General features: G+C 60.4%; 9 protein-coding genes. 7 read left to right on the top strand and 2 right to left on the bottom strand.

Going from position 1 to position 15864, the window contains the following annotated elements; genetic code table 11:
* Positions 1–36: 36 nt before the first annotated feature.
* Entirely contained in the window at positions 37–4068 is a 4032-nt protein-coding gene (locus tag ACQCSV_RS13700) for an FtsK/SpoIIIE domain-containing protein (protein WP_426938606.1), read from the bottom strand.
* A gap of 247 nt (positions 4069–4315) precedes the next feature.
* Between ACQCSV_RS13700 and glf the strand changes: the two genes are divergently transcribed.
* The 7 genes from glf (at position 4316) to wecB (ending at position 13555) form a co-directional block, all read left to right on the top strand.
* Positions 4316–5503, top strand: a complete 1188-nt coding sequence (gene glf, locus ACQCSV_RS13695; RefSeq protein ID WP_426938605.1) for a UDP-galactopyranose mutase — start codon at positions 4316–4318, stop codon at positions 5501–5503.
* Positions 5500–7515, top strand: a complete 2016-nt coding sequence (locus ACQCSV_RS13690) for a glycosyltransferase (RefSeq protein ID WP_426938604.1) — start codon at positions 5500–5502, stop codon at positions 7513–7515. Before glf ends, ACQCSV_RS13690 begins: the two co-directional genes overlap by 4 nt.
* Positions 7512–8393, top strand: coding sequence for an ABC transporter permease (locus ACQCSV_RS13685; protein WP_426938603.1), 882 nt, complete (start codon positions 7512–7514; stop codon positions 8391–8393). Before ACQCSV_RS13690 ends, ACQCSV_RS13685 begins: the two co-directional genes overlap by 4 nt.
* A complete protein-coding gene (locus ACQCSV_RS13680) occupies positions 8394–9119 on the top strand; it encodes an ABC transporter ATP-binding protein (protein ID WP_426938602.1) in 726 nt (241 codons plus the stop codon).
* 221 nt (positions 9120–9340) lie between these two features.
* Entirely contained in the window at positions 9341–11284 is a 1944-nt protein-coding gene (locus tag ACQCSV_RS13675; RefSeq protein ID WP_426939568.1) for a DUF6541 family protein, read from the top strand.
* A 31-nt stretch (positions 11285–11315) separates the two neighbouring features.
* Positions 11316–12407, top strand: coding sequence for an NAD-dependent epimerase/dehydratase family protein (locus ACQCSV_RS13670; RefSeq protein WP_426938601.1), 1092 nt, complete (start codon positions 11316–11318; stop codon positions 12405–12407).
* Positions 12404–13555, top strand: coding sequence for a non-hydrolyzing UDP-N-acetylglucosamine 2-epimerase (gene wecB / locus ACQCSV_RS13665; RefSeq protein WP_426938600.1), 1152 nt, complete (start codon positions 12404–12406; stop codon positions 13553–13555). Before ACQCSV_RS13670 ends, wecB begins: the two co-directional genes overlap by 4 nt.
* 274 nt (positions 13556–13829) lie before the next feature.
* On the opposite strand, the gene ACQCSV_RS13660 is transcribed toward wecB, so the two are convergent.
* Positions 13830–15851 carry a hypothetical protein gene (locus ACQCSV_RS13660; RefSeq protein ID WP_426938599.1) on the bottom strand — a complete coding sequence of 674 codons (2022 nt, stop codon included), beginning with the start codon at positions 15849–15851 and terminating at the stop codon, positions 13830–13832.
* Between the last annotated feature and the right edge of the window lie 13 nt (positions 15852–15864).

Raw genomic sequence — 15864 nt, 5'->3', positions numbered from 1 at the left:
TGTCGTTGAGTGGCCGGTGTCGTAAGCGGTCACCTCCTACGCCGCCAACCGGCCCAGCAGCCCGTCCGGGGGTACCCAGCCCAGCTGGACGGCAGTGGCGCGGCCGTTCTGGATGAGAACGCTCCGTCCCGGTGGCGGGTTGGGATCCGCCTCGAAGCGGACCCCAAAGAGGTCGCCGTCCATAAAGGTCCGGGGCGCGATCAGGATGCCGCAGCCCAGATTGCGCGCCTGCAGCGCCAGGGGAACCCGCTGGGCGAGTATCGGACTGTACCCAGCAGTCATCACCACCGTGATTCCGAGCGTGTTGAGGTCGGCAAGGTCGCGGTTGACTTCCTGCGGCAACAGGTCCGCATCGTCAACCAAAGCCACCGAGTTCCGTTCCAGACCGCCCGTGGTGGCTTGGCGCAGAACCCCGGACCAGTAGGCCCCCGGCTCGGCGTCCTGCTCCGGCATAAGCCACGGTCCTGCTTCAGGGTTGACCTTTGGCAGGAGCCGGAGAAAAGCCGACTTGCCAGACGAAGGGCCGCCCAGCACGGCCAGCACTCCACCCGCAGGCGCCCGGACGGATACCGGTTCAAGTTCGTCGCCGCCCACGCCGATGCGGAGGACGCGCTGCCCCAGTGGGATCCTGCCTTTCAGTCCAGCCGGGATCTGAATGGCCGACCGGTCGTGGATCCGGGCCGCCGGAACCACGGCCGGCAGCGGCTCCACCCGGAATGGTCGACGCCGCAGGGAAGGCTCCGGCGCGTGGGCTACCCCAGGATCTGCGGCCTCAGCGCCGGCAGCCGTATAGAACTGGCAGACTGCAGTTCGTCCACCTGACAGCGCGCCCACAGCGACGCCCCTCCCTACCACGGGGGCTGTCGGAGGCAGTTTCGGCCAGGCAATCCGGCTGTCGTCGCTGGATCCGGTCGGGAAATACACGCGGTTCGGAACGGCTGCAAAGAATCTGGAAGTGACCAGTTCCCGCTGTCCCGAGATGATCACCGTGATACCGGCCCGGTTTCCATCCCGGACAAGGTCATGGAGAATGTCCTCGGCCCACGCCAACGGCCCCGCACGGAAGGCCGAGAGCCAGGATCCCCAGCCAGCGATCACCAGCACGAGCGGTGTGTCGTCGTCAGCGGCGGGACGTCCCAGTCGGAGTGATTGCTCCCGGGCCAGACGCTCCAGGATGCGGACGGCACGGCGGAGCTCGTGCAGTCCTGCCGTGGCGCCCACCCGGCAGTGGGAAGCCAACCCCACGAACGAACTGTCCGGGTCCAGCACATACAAGTGGGATTCCCGGGCGTGGGATGCCAAACCGAGGACTGCCAGCCGGATGGCCTCAGACACTCCTGAGTCCGGTCCGCCGACAAACGCCAGGTGTCCATGGCCGGCAGGTTCCCAGATCAAGGGTGCGGTTCGCTGTTTGGCGGGCAGGTCCATCAGGCCGAACGTCACGGACCAGCTGGTGGCACCGGCGTCGGCCTTGGTCCTGTCACTGGCGCCGACACTGGCGTCCTTACGGTCGTCGTCACTGTCGTCGTCGGCGGCACCGGGGGTAGACGAGCCTGCAGGTTCGGGGAGGAGACAGGGGAGCGGTGCAGCAATCGGCTTCCGGATGGCCGGACAGTTCATGGCCTCCCACAACCCGGACATGGAAGCTATCAACGGGGCTGTTGCCTCGGCAGGTGTCGGTTCATGGCCGGCGGATGCGGCACTCTCCGGTGCGGCAGGGGCGTCAATGTACTCGGAGGCCAACCATGCCGAGATTCCGGCAGGTTCGGATCGGATGGCTCTGGCTGTCAGGGATCCGGCCTGGAACTCCAGCGGAGCCTCCGTTCCGCGGGCCAGGTAAGCCCGGCCCGGAGTATCGACGCTGATCCCGGCCGCGGCTTTCGAATTGATGATGTCCACGGATTCCATCTCCGACTGGACGCGCAACGCGATGCTGGTGGTGACGTTGGCGCGGATGTCGGCCGTCAGCGCGCCCTGGGGCCGTTGTGTGGCCATGATCAGGTGGATGCCCAGGGAACGGCCGATGGCGGCGATCCTCATGAGTTCCCTGAGGGATTCGGGCGCATCCTCTACCAGCATCCGGAATTCGTCGATGACAATCACCAGGTGGGGGAGCGGCGACGCCCGGCCGGCCGACGTTGTCAGGAATGAGGTCAGGTCCGGTGCCTGAACTGCCGCAAGGCTCTGTTCCCGGAATTTGATCTCGGCGCGGAGGGACTGGAGGGCGCGTTCGAGTTCATGGCTGCTCAGGTCGGTGAGCATTCCCACGCAGTGCGGGAGTCCGGTCAGGGGTCCGAGTCCCGAGCCGCCCTTGAAGTCCACAAAGAGGAAGTTGATGCGGTCCGGCGCGTAGCTGAGGGCGAGGGCCACAGTCAGGCTGCGCAGGAGTTCGGATTTGCCGGAGCCGGTGGTCCCGGCAACCAGCAGGTGCGGTCCGTCGTTTTGGAGATCGAGTGTCCGGACACCCTCAAGACCGCGCCCTATAGGAACGGCAAGCCCAGGCAAGCCGTTGTTTGCTGCCCATCGCCTGGATGTTTCGGGCGTGGAGTGGGGGAGCAGCTCTGCGAGCCTGCAGGACGTGGGGATGGACCATCCCGCACCGACTGGCTGGTGGTTTGCCTCCCGCGCCAATCGACGGCAAAACCTGTTGAAGACGTCAACGGGCGCCAGATCAGGAGCGAATCGGATGCTGTCATCACCGTCATTGAACACAGACGATCGTTCACCCAGTTCCACGTCAGCATTCGTCAGCGCGGACCCGCCTTTCGGGGCATAGATGACCTGCCACCCGTGTTCCAAGGCCGTGGCGGTGATCCTGGCCGAGGACTCCGTGCCGTCCAAAAACAGGAGCAGGCCGTGCCCATGGGCAGGCTCGAAGCCTCGCTTCAGCAGGGTCCCGAGAGTACTTGAGTTAATGGAAAGCGTGACACCGTCCAGATACCGCGCGGCCAAGGGGAGCTGCTCCGCCTTGCCATGGATGACCACCCGGGTATCCCGGCCCCGCGGATAACCGGCAAGCTGCATCAGGAGTGAGCGCACCAGCCCGTCGACGGCGGCGCGTGGCCCGCGGATGGTGGTGAGGGGTCTGGCCGGACTCAACGTTAGTGGCAGCATGCCGGCTGAAGGGACAGCGCGGCCCGGATCCGTGGGCTCAAACCGGAGATTAGCCGGCTGAATGGCCTGGCCCAGCCTCAGCCAGATGCCCTCGTTGGCGACCGGCCCGGCCGGGTCCTCCACGGTTGTGCCCCCGATGGTCAGGTCCGAAAGCGGCGGCGCGGCCCGCCGTCGTCGTTCCTGGTCCTGAGTGACACCGGCCCTGACCCCGGCAGCGAGTTCGCGGCGTTGCCGGCGCCCGCCGATCACCGGCACCAGGATGGAGATTGCGGAGACGGCCGTGAAGGCCAGGAACATCCACATCCCGGTCATGACGGCAAGGCCCACGCCGATGACTACCGGTAGCACAGCCGTCAGGAGCAGGGCCGCGCGGTTCGTGGGATCGTCTCGGCGGTTGACAACCAACGGCTCGTGGACATCCGTCCCCGCGTCGGCCAAGCCGTCACGCGACCGCTCAAGGAACACCAACGACATTGTGGAGTTGCCGCAACGAATGGTGGAGCCGGTCGAAATCACGGCATTTTGCACGCGCTCGCCGTCCACCTCGGTGCCGTTGGCACTGTCCAGGTCAACAATCGTGATGGCAGTCTCGGTGACCACCAGGCGTGCGTGGGCGCGCGAAAGGTCGGCGTCGGGGATGAGAATGTCGGCATTGCTGCGGCCAATGGTGTAGGTGCCACGCCGCAGCGGCACAACCCTCCCCGCGCCGGCACCGCTGTGGACCGCCAAGGCCAGTGACGCCGGAGGCTCGGAGGTGCGCTGCCGGGACCTGCGCGCCGTGAGGTCCGCTCCATCGACGAGCGTGGCTCCGTTGACAAGCGGAGGCTGTCCGAGCCTGAGCTCAGCGACGTTCTGGCTGTCGACAGACACAATCCCGGTCCCGAAATTTGCCGTCAGCGCGGCCTGCAGTTCCGCACCGGCAGCCCCGTCCGGACCCTCGATGGTCAGCTCCACGGGCGGTTCCTGGAGAGCTGCGCCCGGGCTCCGAACGAGCGTGCAGTGCAGCGGCATGATGTGTAAGTCCTAACGGTCGGCTTCTTTCTTCAAGCTAGCCGTCGGGCTGGAGTGCGTCGCGGGGGGATGGCCGTATGTGGATAGCGGCTGGCTCTCTGGATTAGTAGGTCACGATGGGGTCTCGGGTAGGCTGGTGCAGCAGACAATGCGCAACATTGCGCTGCCCGCATTCGAACCAGGAGATTTTGTGACCGCTGACCTCGTCATCGTAGGGTCTGGCTTTTTCGGCCTGACAATCGCAGAACAGGCCGCCACTGAGCTCGGCTTGAAGGTGGTCGTCCTCGACCGCCGCCACCACATCGGTGGGAACGCGTACAGCGAAAAGGAAGAGCAGACTGGGATCGAAGTGCACCGCTACGGCGCGCACTTGTTCCACACCTCCAACGAGCGTGTGTGGGAGTACGTGAACCGGTTTACCACGTTCACCAACTACGTCCACAAGGTCTATGGCGTGCACAAGGGCGAGGTCTACTCCCTGCCCATCAACCTGGCCACCATCAATCAGTTCTTCCGGGCCAACCTGACGCCGGGACAGGCACAGGCCCTGATCCAGGAACAGGCTGGCGAACTCGCCGGGACCGATCCGCAGAACCTGAACGACAAAGGTATCCAGCTCATCGGGCGGCCGCTTTACGAAGCATTCATCAAGCACTACACCGGTAAACAGTGGCAGACCGATCCCAAGGACCTGCCCGCGGGCATCATCTCCCGCCTCCCGGTGCGCTACAACTACGACAACCGGTACTTCAACGACAAGTACGAGGGCCTGCCCACGAACGGTTACACGGCGTGGATCGAAAAGATGGCGGAACACCCGAACATCGAAGTCCGGCTGAACGCCGACTTCTTCGACGAATCGCACGAGTACAGTAAGAACAAAGTTGTCGGGAACATCCCTGTGATTTACACGGGTCCGGTTGACCGTTACTTCGATTTCGCCGAGGGCGACCTTTCCTGGCGCACCATCGACTTCGAGAAGGAAGTGCTCGACGTCGGCGATTTCCAGGGAACGTCGGTGGTCAACTACAACGACGCCGAGGTGGACTACACACGGATCATTGAGCCCCGTCACTTCCACCCCGAGCGCGAGTACCAGACGGAAAAGACCGTCATCATGCGCGAATTCTCGCGTGCCGCCGAAAAGGGCGACGAGCCTTACTACCCGATCAACACTGCCGCGGACCGGGAACGGCTGCTCAAGTACCGTGACCTCGCTGCTGCGGAGAAGGACGTCCTCTTCGGCGGACGGCTCGGCACGTACAAGTACCTCGACATGCACATGGCCATCGGCTCGGCCCTGACCATGTTTGACAACCAGATTCGGCCGCATTTTGAAGGCGGAGCAGAGCTTGAAAGCGGAGGCGTAGACGTATGAGTGTCTCAACTGAAAGCACGAACGGCACCGAAAGCTCACAGGCCAACGAAGAACGCTGGGATACGCTCCAGCGGGTTATTCTGCCGAGTGCCAGCCAGATGGATACGGTGCCCCTCTACATGGACATGGGCACTGCCACGGGTATCCAACTGCCCACCGTCGGCGACCGCGACGGAAAAGCCAGCAAGCCCCAGGCCTTCAGCAGCCCGACGAAAGAAGCTCACGTTGAGGACTTTTTGTCTCGCTTCTCGACGTCCGTCCGGTCCGGGGAGCGCGTCTCTTTCGGTAGCTACTTCAACGCTTTTCCTGCTAGCTATTGGCGCCGGTGGACCAGCGTTGAGAAGATCCGCCTGCATGTGCGCACGCAAGGGACCGGATCCGTCATCGTCTATAAGTCGAATGCGCGCGGTTCGCTGCAGCGCGTGGACACCCGCAGGGTGGAGGGCATTTCGGAGAATTTCTTCGAACTGTCTCTAGCACCGTTCGGCGACGGCGGGTGGTACTGGTTCGATCTCGTGGCCGGCTCGGAACCGCTCGTCATGCTGGACGCGGAATGGCAGGGCCCGGCGGCCGAAAGCCAGCCTGGTTCGGTGACGCTGCAGATCACGACGCTTAACAAGACGGACTTCTGCCTCAACAACTTGCGGCTTCTCGCTGAGAGCGGCGAGGCGCTGGAACACGTCCACGAAATCCTGATCGTCGACCAGGGATCCCAGAAGGTTCCGGATGCGGAAGGCTTTGCGGAGGTCCGGGATTCCCTGCAGGGGAAACTGCGGATTATCAACCAGTCCAACCTCGGAGGCTCCGGAGGTTTTGCCCGGGGGATGTTCGAAGCTGTAGAGAATGGCAGCGACTACGTACTGCTGATGGACGACGACGTCGTCGTCGAGCCTGAAAGCATCATAAGGCTGCTGACGTTCGCGGACCGCTGCAAGACTCCTACGATTGTCGGCGGACACATGTTCGACCTGTACAACCGGACAGTCCTTCATACGTTCGGCGAAGTCGTGAACCCATACCGGTTTCAACCGGCGCTGCCCAACGAAGAGATGATTCTTGGACACGACTTCATGTCCTCAAACCTCCGCCAGACGTCCTGGCTGCACCGTCGCTGCGATGTGGATTACAACGGCTGGTGGATGTGCCTGATTCCGACGAAGGTGATTCGCGAAATCGGGCTCTCCCTTCCGCTATTCATCAAATGGGACGATTCAGAATACGGACTTCGAGCGAAGGCTCATGGCGTCCCCACGGTCTCTCTGCCCGGTTCAGCCGTCTGGCATGTGTCTTGGATCGACAAAGACGATCTGGTTGGTTGGCAGGCTTACTTCCACGCCCGTAACCGGGTAGTTGCAGCGCTGCTGCACAGCCCCTATGAACATGGTGGACGCGTTGTCCGGGAATCCCAGTACATCGATGTCAAGCACCTGGTGTCGATGCAGTACGCCACCGCGCACGGCCGTGGATGGGCCCTTGAGGACATCCTGAAGGGTCCGGAGGCGCTCCGGGACCTGCTCCCGTCCAAGCTGCCCCAGATCCGGGAAATGATGTCAGGGTACTCTGATTCTGTGTTCTGCCCCGACCCGGACGAGTTCCCCGCCCCGAAAATGGACAAGCCTCCACGAAGGGGACACGGGATCTCACAGCCGTCCAACTTCTCGCTCCTGCCATGGGCAGCCAAGACCATGATCCGGCAGCTCGCGTCCCCAGTCAGCGGATCGAACGCCGAGCGGCCGCAGGCGACTGTTGCCCACCAGGACAACCGCTGGTGGCGGATGGCCCAGTACGACAGCGCAGTGGTGTCCAACGCCGAGGGTACCGGCGCCTCCTGGTACCGGCGGGATCCGAAGCAGCTTCGGAAGATGCTGGCCGAAAGCGCACGCCTGCACGCAGAGCTCCTCAAGGACTGGCCGCAACTCAGCCGGAAATACAAGGCAGCAATGAACGACCTCACGTCGATTGAGTCCTGGAGGAAGACGTTCGAGCGACACACTCAGAACGAGGTCAAGTGAGCGGGATAAGTCCCGGGGAATTAACCACGCCCGGACTGGGCGGCGGCCTGCGCGACCTACGCCAGTCCAGCTTTCTGCTGAAACTTTTGGTGCGGAAGGAACTCAAGGTCCGCTACCGCGGTTCCGTTCTTGGGCTCCTGTGGTCCTACGTTAAGCCCGGTGTGCAGTTCATTGTTTTCTATGTGGCACTTGGTGTGTTCCTCGGGCTGGAACGCAGTCCGAGGAACCCTGAGGGGCTGTCCAACTACGCCGTTTACCTGTTTTCAGGCATCGTCCTGATCAATTTTTTCTCGGAGGCGTTGGGCAATGCGGCCAGGTCGATAGTCAACAACGGCAACCTGATCAAGAAGATCTATCTTCCGCGCGAGCTATTCCCAGTTGCGTCCGTATGGGTCTCGGCTGTCCACTTCTTCCCTCAGCTGGTGGTGCTGGTGGCAGGCTGCTTATTTGCTGGGTGGCACCCAGACGTCTTCCAGCTTCTTGCGGCCGTTGCCGGCTTTGCGATTGTTGGCTTGCTTGCAACCGGTCTGGGGTTGTTATTCGGCGCCGCCAACGTCTACTTCCGCGACTCTGAAAACCTCGTGGACATGTTGCTGATGGTAGCGACTTGGGCCTCACCCGTGATGTACGCGTGGACCATGGTTGAGCAGAAACTCGGCACAACTGCGTTCGCCGTCTACCAGGCAAATCCGGTGACGATCGGCGTCGAGCTCTTCCACTATGCCTTCTGGTTCCCGACGACGGATGGATCCGCTGCCATGCCTCCCAATCTGTTCAGCCTCTGGACACCTGTGGGACTGGCAATTGCACTGTTGGTCCTGGTTCTGGGCCAATTCACTTTTCGGCGGCTCGAGGGCCGCTTCGCGCAGGAGTTGTGAGTGGTCAACGCAATCGAAGTCTCTGACGTCAGCAAGCAATTCGTGCTGAGGCATACCCGGTCCATCAAGGAAGCCGTCGTCTGGCTTGCCAAGGGACGAAAAGGCGACCTGTCCGAGAAATTCCACGCCCTGAAGAACGTATCGGTGGAGGTGGAGACGGGCGAGACGGTCGCGCTCTTGGGACTGAACGGCTCCGGTAAATCCACACTGCTGAAACACATCTCAGGAGTGATGCTGCCGGACTCAGGTACGGTCAGGACGCGGGGCCGGGTAGCTGGACTTATTGAGGTGGGTGCTGGTTTCCACCCCGATCTTTCCGGGCGCGACAATGTGTACCTCAACGGCGCCATCTTGGGGATGACTGAGCGACAGGTCAATGACCGATTCGACGATATTGTCGAGTTTTCTGAGATCGGCCAGTTTATCGACACCGAGGTCAAGTTCTACTCCTCTGGCATGTATCTGAGGCTGGCATTCTCCGTCGCGGTCCACACCGACCCGGAGGTGTTCCTCATCGACGAGATCTTGGCCGTCGGCGACGAGCCTTTCCAACGGAAATGCATCGATAAGATCCGGGACCTGGCACGGAACGGCAAGACACTCGTGGTGGTCAGCCATGATCTCGACCTGGTTTCCCGCATCTGTGCCCGAGGAATTCTGCTGGAGCACGGAAACCTGATGTTCGACGGACCGATTGACGAGGCTGTAGCCCTCCTGCGCGCCTGAGCGGTTACGTACGCCATCACGCCAGGTCGTCAGACGGGGCATTTTGGAGGCGCCAAGAAAGCGGCCCAGGCGCCTGCGCGCAGGCTTGGTTTATAAGCGTCGCGTATGATTCGGTGGGCGGCTATGACACCGACGTGACTTGTCGGTTGCACTCGCATATTAAGATCAGTTGGAGGATTCCCTTGTCGTGGTGGTCTGTAAGCCCGCTTGTCGTGGTGGCGATGGGGTTGTTATTTGTGCCTGGGGCGCTCGTCGCTTGGGCAAGTCGAGTCCGTGGGATGGCGCTGGTCGCCATTGCCCCGGCGATCACGGTGTCGATTGTCGCAGTCTCGGCGCTGCTCGCGCCGCTGGCAAACATGAAATGGTCACTTCTGCCTGTTCTGCTGCTAACCGCGGTGATTGCAGCCATTGCTTTGCTCATAGCGTCCCGTTTCAGCGGCTCGTTCCACGCTCCCGACTATCGATTCCATTCCATCAATTGGTGGGTAGGTGTGGGTCATGCGCTTGCGCTGCTTGCCGCCGCATTTCTCATCGGGCGACGGCTAGTTGCGGCCTTCGGCCGCCCGGAGGGGTTCTCACAGACGTTTGACAACGTCTTTCACCTGAACGCAGTCCGCTATATTCTCGACACTGGATCTGGCTCCTCCATTACAGTGAGTTCAATGACAGGCGGCGGATTTTATCCGGCAGCCTGGCACGACCTCGTCGCGCTCGTTGCCTCCATAACGGGCTCCGAAATCCCGGTCTCAGTGAACGTCGTTAACATCGGCATCGGCGCATTGGTGTGGCCGCTTGGCTGCATTTTCCTGGCTCACCAGGTTCTTGGCAGCCGGGTCGTCGTCAGCGTTACGGCCGGCATCTTGTCTGCAGGATTCGGTGCATTTCCCTTGCTACTCTTGGACTTCGGTGTCCTTTACCCGAACTTCCTAGGCAACGCACTCTTGCCAGTGGCCGTGGGGCTCGCCATTCGGGCGATGGGGTTGGCGAACGGCGCAGTTGAATCCAAGCCAGTGGCATGGCTCCTGTTGCTTTCCGTTCTCCCAGGTATCGCACTTGCGCATCCCAGCAGCATTATGGCGCTGGTGGCGATGTCACTGGCGCCATTGTTGATCCTCTGTTCCAGGTATACATTGGCCGTGGCGCGGCGGGCCGACAGATCTCCTTTGATGGTGCCAGGGATGATCTTGTTGCTCCTGGTCGGCCTGGGCATGATTGCTGTCCTTTGGAAGACGATCAGGCCGCCCGAGATAGCGGCGTTCTGGCCCCCGGTCGAAACGACCGCCAGGGCGTTCGGGGAAGTAATTGCTAGTGCCACAATTGGTCGGTCTGTTTCGTGGGTTGTGATGGTCCTGGCCGTGGCTGGACTCATCTCTCTGATCCGGCGGCGCAGCCACATCTGGCTCGTTGGAATGTACGTAATTACTTCGGGTCTCTTTGTCATCGTTGCGTCCTTCCCGTTTGGTGAGATGCGGACGTTCTTCACTGGTGTGTGGTACAACGATCCACCACGTCTTGCATCGCTGCTGCCAGGGGTTATCCTGCCGCTTGGTGTTGTAGGAGCGGTCCGTGGCTGGGATAGATTTGTCGTTCCAACATTTGCCGCATTCCCGTTTGCTACTAAATCGTCCCTGGTGAGATCCAGTAAAAGGCCACCCTACGTAGTCGTGGTTGCGGGGCTGGCATTTGCAAGTCTTTTGGTGCTGGGCACTCAGCAGGCAAATGTCCGTGAAGCCACCAGTTCGGCAGCCGGCGGCTACCAGTTGACGAAAGACTCGCCTTTGATTTCTGCCGATGAGATGTCGTTACTTACGAGGATTAATAATGAGATCCCGAAAGACGCGATACTTATCGGCAATCCGTGGAATGGAAGCGCGTTGGCATATGCCTTTACGGGGCGTCAAGTCATCCAATTCCATATACTCAGCGAATTGCGCCCTGGCTCAGAGAAGCTGTATACCTCCTTGAATACCGCTGCAACGGATCCATCAGTCTGCCCGATTGTTGAGCGGCTTAAGCTGACCTATGTGCTCGATTTTGGTCATCGAGAAGTACACGGCGGCGACAACGGTTTCAGGGGCTTGGACAACCTTGCGGAGGCAGGAGTTGCGACGCTTGTCGATTCCGAAGGGGCAGCGAAAATTTACAAATTGACTGCGTGTGGGTAATGAGTTGTTTAAGGGTGAAAGGGAGGCAGGAATGACGATCGTCCTAACGGGAAGCAGCGGTTTCCTCGGATGGCACATACGGGTACTGGCGGAGAGCCTTGGCAAGCAGACTGAGGCGTTGGCGCTAGGCGACAAATTTGATGTCGACTCCGCGGTTGCCGCTCTGGGCAGTGCGAGCATGCTGGTGCACGTAGCGGGAGTGAACCGTGGCTCGGACGATGATGTCAGACAGGGGAACGTTCGGTTCGCTGAGCAGCTGGCCACCGCATTGGGGCAGGCATCAACGAAGCCACCCACGGTGGTTTACGCCAACTCTATTCAGGCGGGTAACGACAGTCCGTACGGCAAGGGCAAGCAAGAAGCCGAGGACATTTTACGGCAGGCAGCCGAGCAGGCCGGTGCCCGTTTCGTCGATGTCAGGCTGCCGAACCTTTTCGGCGAGCACGGCGTTCCTTTCTACAACTCGGTGGTGGCCACTTTCTGCCAGCTAGCCGCCCAGGGGAGCCAACTGGAGGTCCAGGATGACAAAGACCTGTTGCTGCTCCACGCGCAGGTCGCGGCCGAGGTGCTTCTGGGCCTCCACGAGCCTGAGGATTCAATTCGACTCGCCACAAGTCGGCGAGTGAGCGAGATCGCTGCGCTCATTCAGGAGATGGCTGGCACTTACTCCACAGGTACTATTCCGGATATCTCCAATTCGTTTGAGCGCGATTTGTTCAATACCTACCGGTCATTCCTCATTGGCGATCGTCTTCCCATTCCCTTGAATAGGAAAGAAGATGCGCGCGGCGCGTTTTTTGAGGTAGTCAGAAGCGCAGGTGGTGAAGGACAGTCGTCATTTTCGACCACTGTGCCCGGCGTGACCAGAGGGCAGCACTATCATCGCCGCAAAATCGAACGGTTTACGGTCCTCTCAGGAACGGCCGAAATTTCCATGCGGAAGCTTTTTTCCGATGACGTATTGACGTTTCCGGTAGGGGGCACAAATCCTGTAGCCCTCGATATGCCAACGATGTGGTCACATAAGATCACAAATACAGGACCCGATGAGCTCTACACTATGTTCTGGATCAACGAGATATTTGACCCAAGCTCTCCCGATACCTTCCCGGAGGAAGTATGACCGACGCTGGCCGCAGGCTAAAAGTACTGACCATTGTAGGCACTAGGCCAGAGATTATTCGTTTGGCGGCTACAATTCGACGGCTTGACCGTAGCACCGATCACATCCTCGTCCACACGGGCCAAAATTACGACTATGAGTTGAATGAGGTCTTTTTTGAGGATCTGGGTCTCAGGAGGCCGGATCACTTCTTGGAAGCGGACACAACGTCGTTGGGTGCCGTCCTAGGGTCCATCCTCGCCAAGACTGAGCAGGTGCTATTGGCCGAGAAGCCGGATGCCATGGTTGTTTTGGGCGACACCAATAGCTGTATTTCGGCGCTGATGGCTAAACGCCTTCGCATCCCCGTGTACCACATGGAAGCGGGTAACCGGTGTTTCGACGAAAATGTTCCCGAAGAGACGAACCGTCGGTTGGTCGATCACGTAGCAGATTATAACCTCGTGTACACCGAGCATGCTCGACGGAATCTGCTCGCCGAGGGACTTCATCCGTCAAGGATTCTGCTCACTGGGTCGCCGATGAAGGAGGTGTTATCCGGAAATGCCGACGCCATCGCGGCCAGCGAAATCCTTCAGAAGCAGGATCTAACTTCTGGCGGTTACTTCATGGTGAGCGTGCACCGTGAAGAAAACGTCGACAGTCCGGAGCGATTGACGGAGATTCTCAACGCGCTTCAAACGGTCAGCGAACGGCATGATCTTCCTGTCCTCGTCTCAACCCATCCTCGGACCCGCAAACGGTTGGAGGATCAGCCCGAAGAACTCAAGCGCGGCTTGCGTTTCCACCCGCCGTTCGGCTTCAACGACTATATACGGCTCCAGCAGGAGGCCAAACTGGTGCTTTCGGACAGCGGAACCATCAGCGAAGAATCTTCGTTGCTGGGCTTCCCGGCAGTGACGTTGAGGGATGCAATCGAGCGTCCTGAATCTTTGGACACGGCCGCCATAATCACTACAGGAGTGAAGGCAGAAGCCATAGTCGACGCCATCGATATGGTTCTGGATCAGTACGAGACGGATGGCCGGCCTGGTATCCCGGTCGACTACCAGATCAGTGATACGTCGAGGAGGGCAGTGAACTTCATACGTTCCACAGCCCACACCCATCATCAGCGCACAGGAATTTTCGTCAACATCGCTAGGTGACCACTTGCTGCAACGCAAAGCCGCTCCGGCTATCCGGAGCGGTTTTTGTGTTGCGGCGGTTGACGTGAGGCAACAGGCAGTCCTGTTTCCGTCTAGTCGTGTTTGCGACAGCCGTCGACGTTGTCGCTGTGCTCCAAGCAGCCACCAGTGGGAGACTGCCCTAGGATCTGGTCACGCGTTGCACGTCGGGCTCTGCGAGCCCGCTGTTGACGTGATGTGACGAGTTGAAAGTTCGCTGCAAAGTGTGTCTGCCACCTGGCCGCATGTGCTGCAACTAGTAGGTGATGATCCTGGAAGCATGTTGCGGAAATGCAGCACGCAACTCGGGGACTAGACCCTGATCAACTACGACGTCCAAGTCAGGCATGGTGTCGAGGATTCCGCTGATGGCCTCGGGAACTTTCGAAGGGCCCTGGTACATAGGCCGGACCAGGGGAATCGCGGGTTCGACCTTATTCGTCCATTTACCTTGCAAAGTCAGCGACCACTGGGCCGCCAACATCGGATCAAAGTAGTCGTTGAAGCCCACATATATGAAGGTCCGCTCCTGTTTGATCCGGGCCACCTGCGCAAGTTTCGAGACCAACGGAGGAGTTGGGCCGGCAAGCGACGCGCTCTGCTGTAACAGAGCACTCGACCCGTGCGCGGTCGGCTTCAGGCCTTGCTCGCTCAGGCCCGTAAAGGGCAGGCCAAAGAAGTGTGTGGCACCCAGGGATGTGAGCAGTGAGGCTGCAACAAAAGCCTTCCTGCGAATCCTTGCCACAAGGAGCGGAGACCAGAGTTCGGCAGCACCGATGACGGTACAGACGATGGCGAGAATCTCGACGGCGAGGAAAGATTTGTGAAAATAGTAGGTTAAGGCACCTGCCTGCGTGAGTTGGAAGACGGCCAGACATAACAGCAGTGCCGCGGCGAAGAGGGGAGTGGCTAGAACATGCAGGGAAGTCAGGGTTCCGTGCCGGGCTTCAGCTGAGCCGACCTTTCTTCGGGAGTAAAACGCCAAGGCCACGAGGGCGTTAGCGACGACGCAGAGTACGGCCACTCCCGTGTCCGCCAGGGCTATGCCGCCCGTCGTCGTGAGGACTTCCCCCGCTGACATACTTCGCACCTGCCAGATCGCAGCAATAAAGGCTGCACCCCCAAGCGAGACCAACACGGCGTGGAAAAGCCAGACGCCGCGTCCGATCTGCTTCCGATGCAAAAATAAGTGCCAGCAATAGACAACAACACTAGGAAGGCAAAGCAAGAGGAGGAGAATCCATCCGTGGGCTACACCGACCAACGCGAGCATCAGTATGGAGGATCCGAGCGCCGGGTGGATGACACGCCTAAGCTGAACGATGGCTATGCAAGCGATGCAAAGTGCTATCCCAAGGCCAAAATTGGGAAACGCACCGAAGACAGGGATGGCGCCGGGGCCTACAACCCATGCGGTAGCCACAATGGCAACCAGCGGCAGTGTTACAAAAAAGTTCCGGCGAAACACCGGTAAAGCCGTCAGGCCTGCAACAACCAAGACAGTCCCGAGAACGGTGACAACTCCGACTAACCGACAGAAAAGCACAACTTCCTGCCCCACGTCCCCAGCCCGACCTCCGGCGACCACTTCAGCCAGCGTGGCGACTAAAGCGTGGAATCCCTGAGGATACGTTGCTGCAGACCAAGGTCCGCCGTCGGGCGATGCTGGGAGCACTGCTAAGACAGCACCATGGTTGCGAATCATGTTGTACATATTGAAGTGCGGAGCGAAATCCCAGGACTGGGTGAGCAAGTGCAGTGCTTGCTCGACCGAGCGGACAGTGACGAAGCCCTGCACCACCCACAGGGAAGCGACCGCCGAGAGGACCGGAAGTCCGTCGACTGCATGCAGTTGCGGAAGGAACGCTCGAACTGGTCGCCGTGTCAGCAGCCAATAGCTGGCAGTGGCCGTCAGAGCGGCCGCTGCGAGGGCCAGTACGACTGTGCCGCGGTCTAGCCCCGGAACCGGGCCCGATAACCACCACATGATCGGCGCCGTTCCAGCCAGTACCACCACAGAAAAGACTATGCGCAGGGACAAGCTTCGAGAGATCGGGATCATTATCAACACCAGGCCAAGGACCGGGCCGAACCCCCAACCAGTTAATCCCCCAGCGTTCCGGGTAATGACGACAGCCGCGATTAGCGCGGCGGCCAGGACGGTTCCTAGGTATACCGGAACCGTTGCGCCCGAACGCTTCGGTTGGCGCCGCCGACGCCAGGTCGAGACGTTGTCGGCTGCGACTGTGTCAATAGCATGTATTTCAGGGCTGAGCATGATTCCTTAGTGG

This window comes from Pseudarthrobacter sp. S3 (assembly GCF_050156905.1).
Lineage (GTDB): Bacteria > Actinomycetota > Actinomycetes > Actinomycetales > Micrococcaceae > Arthrobacter.
This window is presented reverse-complemented; position numbering and strand designations above follow the sequence as displayed.

Coding starts and splice junctions, on each gene's coding strand:
- wecB (WP_426938600.1), top strand. CDS start 12,404: ATGACCGACGCTGGCCGCAGGCTAAAAGTACTGACCATTGTAGGCACT.
- ACQCSV_RS13675 (WP_426939568.1), top strand. CDS start 9,341: ATGGGGTTGTTATTTGTGCCTGGGGCGCTCGTCGCTTGGGCAAGTCGA.
- ACQCSV_RS13660 (WP_426938599.1), bottom strand. CDS start 15,851: ATGCTCAGCCCTGAAATACATGCTATTGACACAGTCGCAGCCGACAAC.
- ACQCSV_RS13670 (WP_426938601.1), top strand. CDS start 11,316: ATGACGATCGTCCTAACGGGAAGCAGCGGTTTCCTCGGATGGCACATA.
- ACQCSV_RS13690 (WP_426938604.1), top strand. CDS start 5,500: ATGAGTGTCTCAACTGAAAGCACGAACGGCACCGAAAGCTCACAGGCC.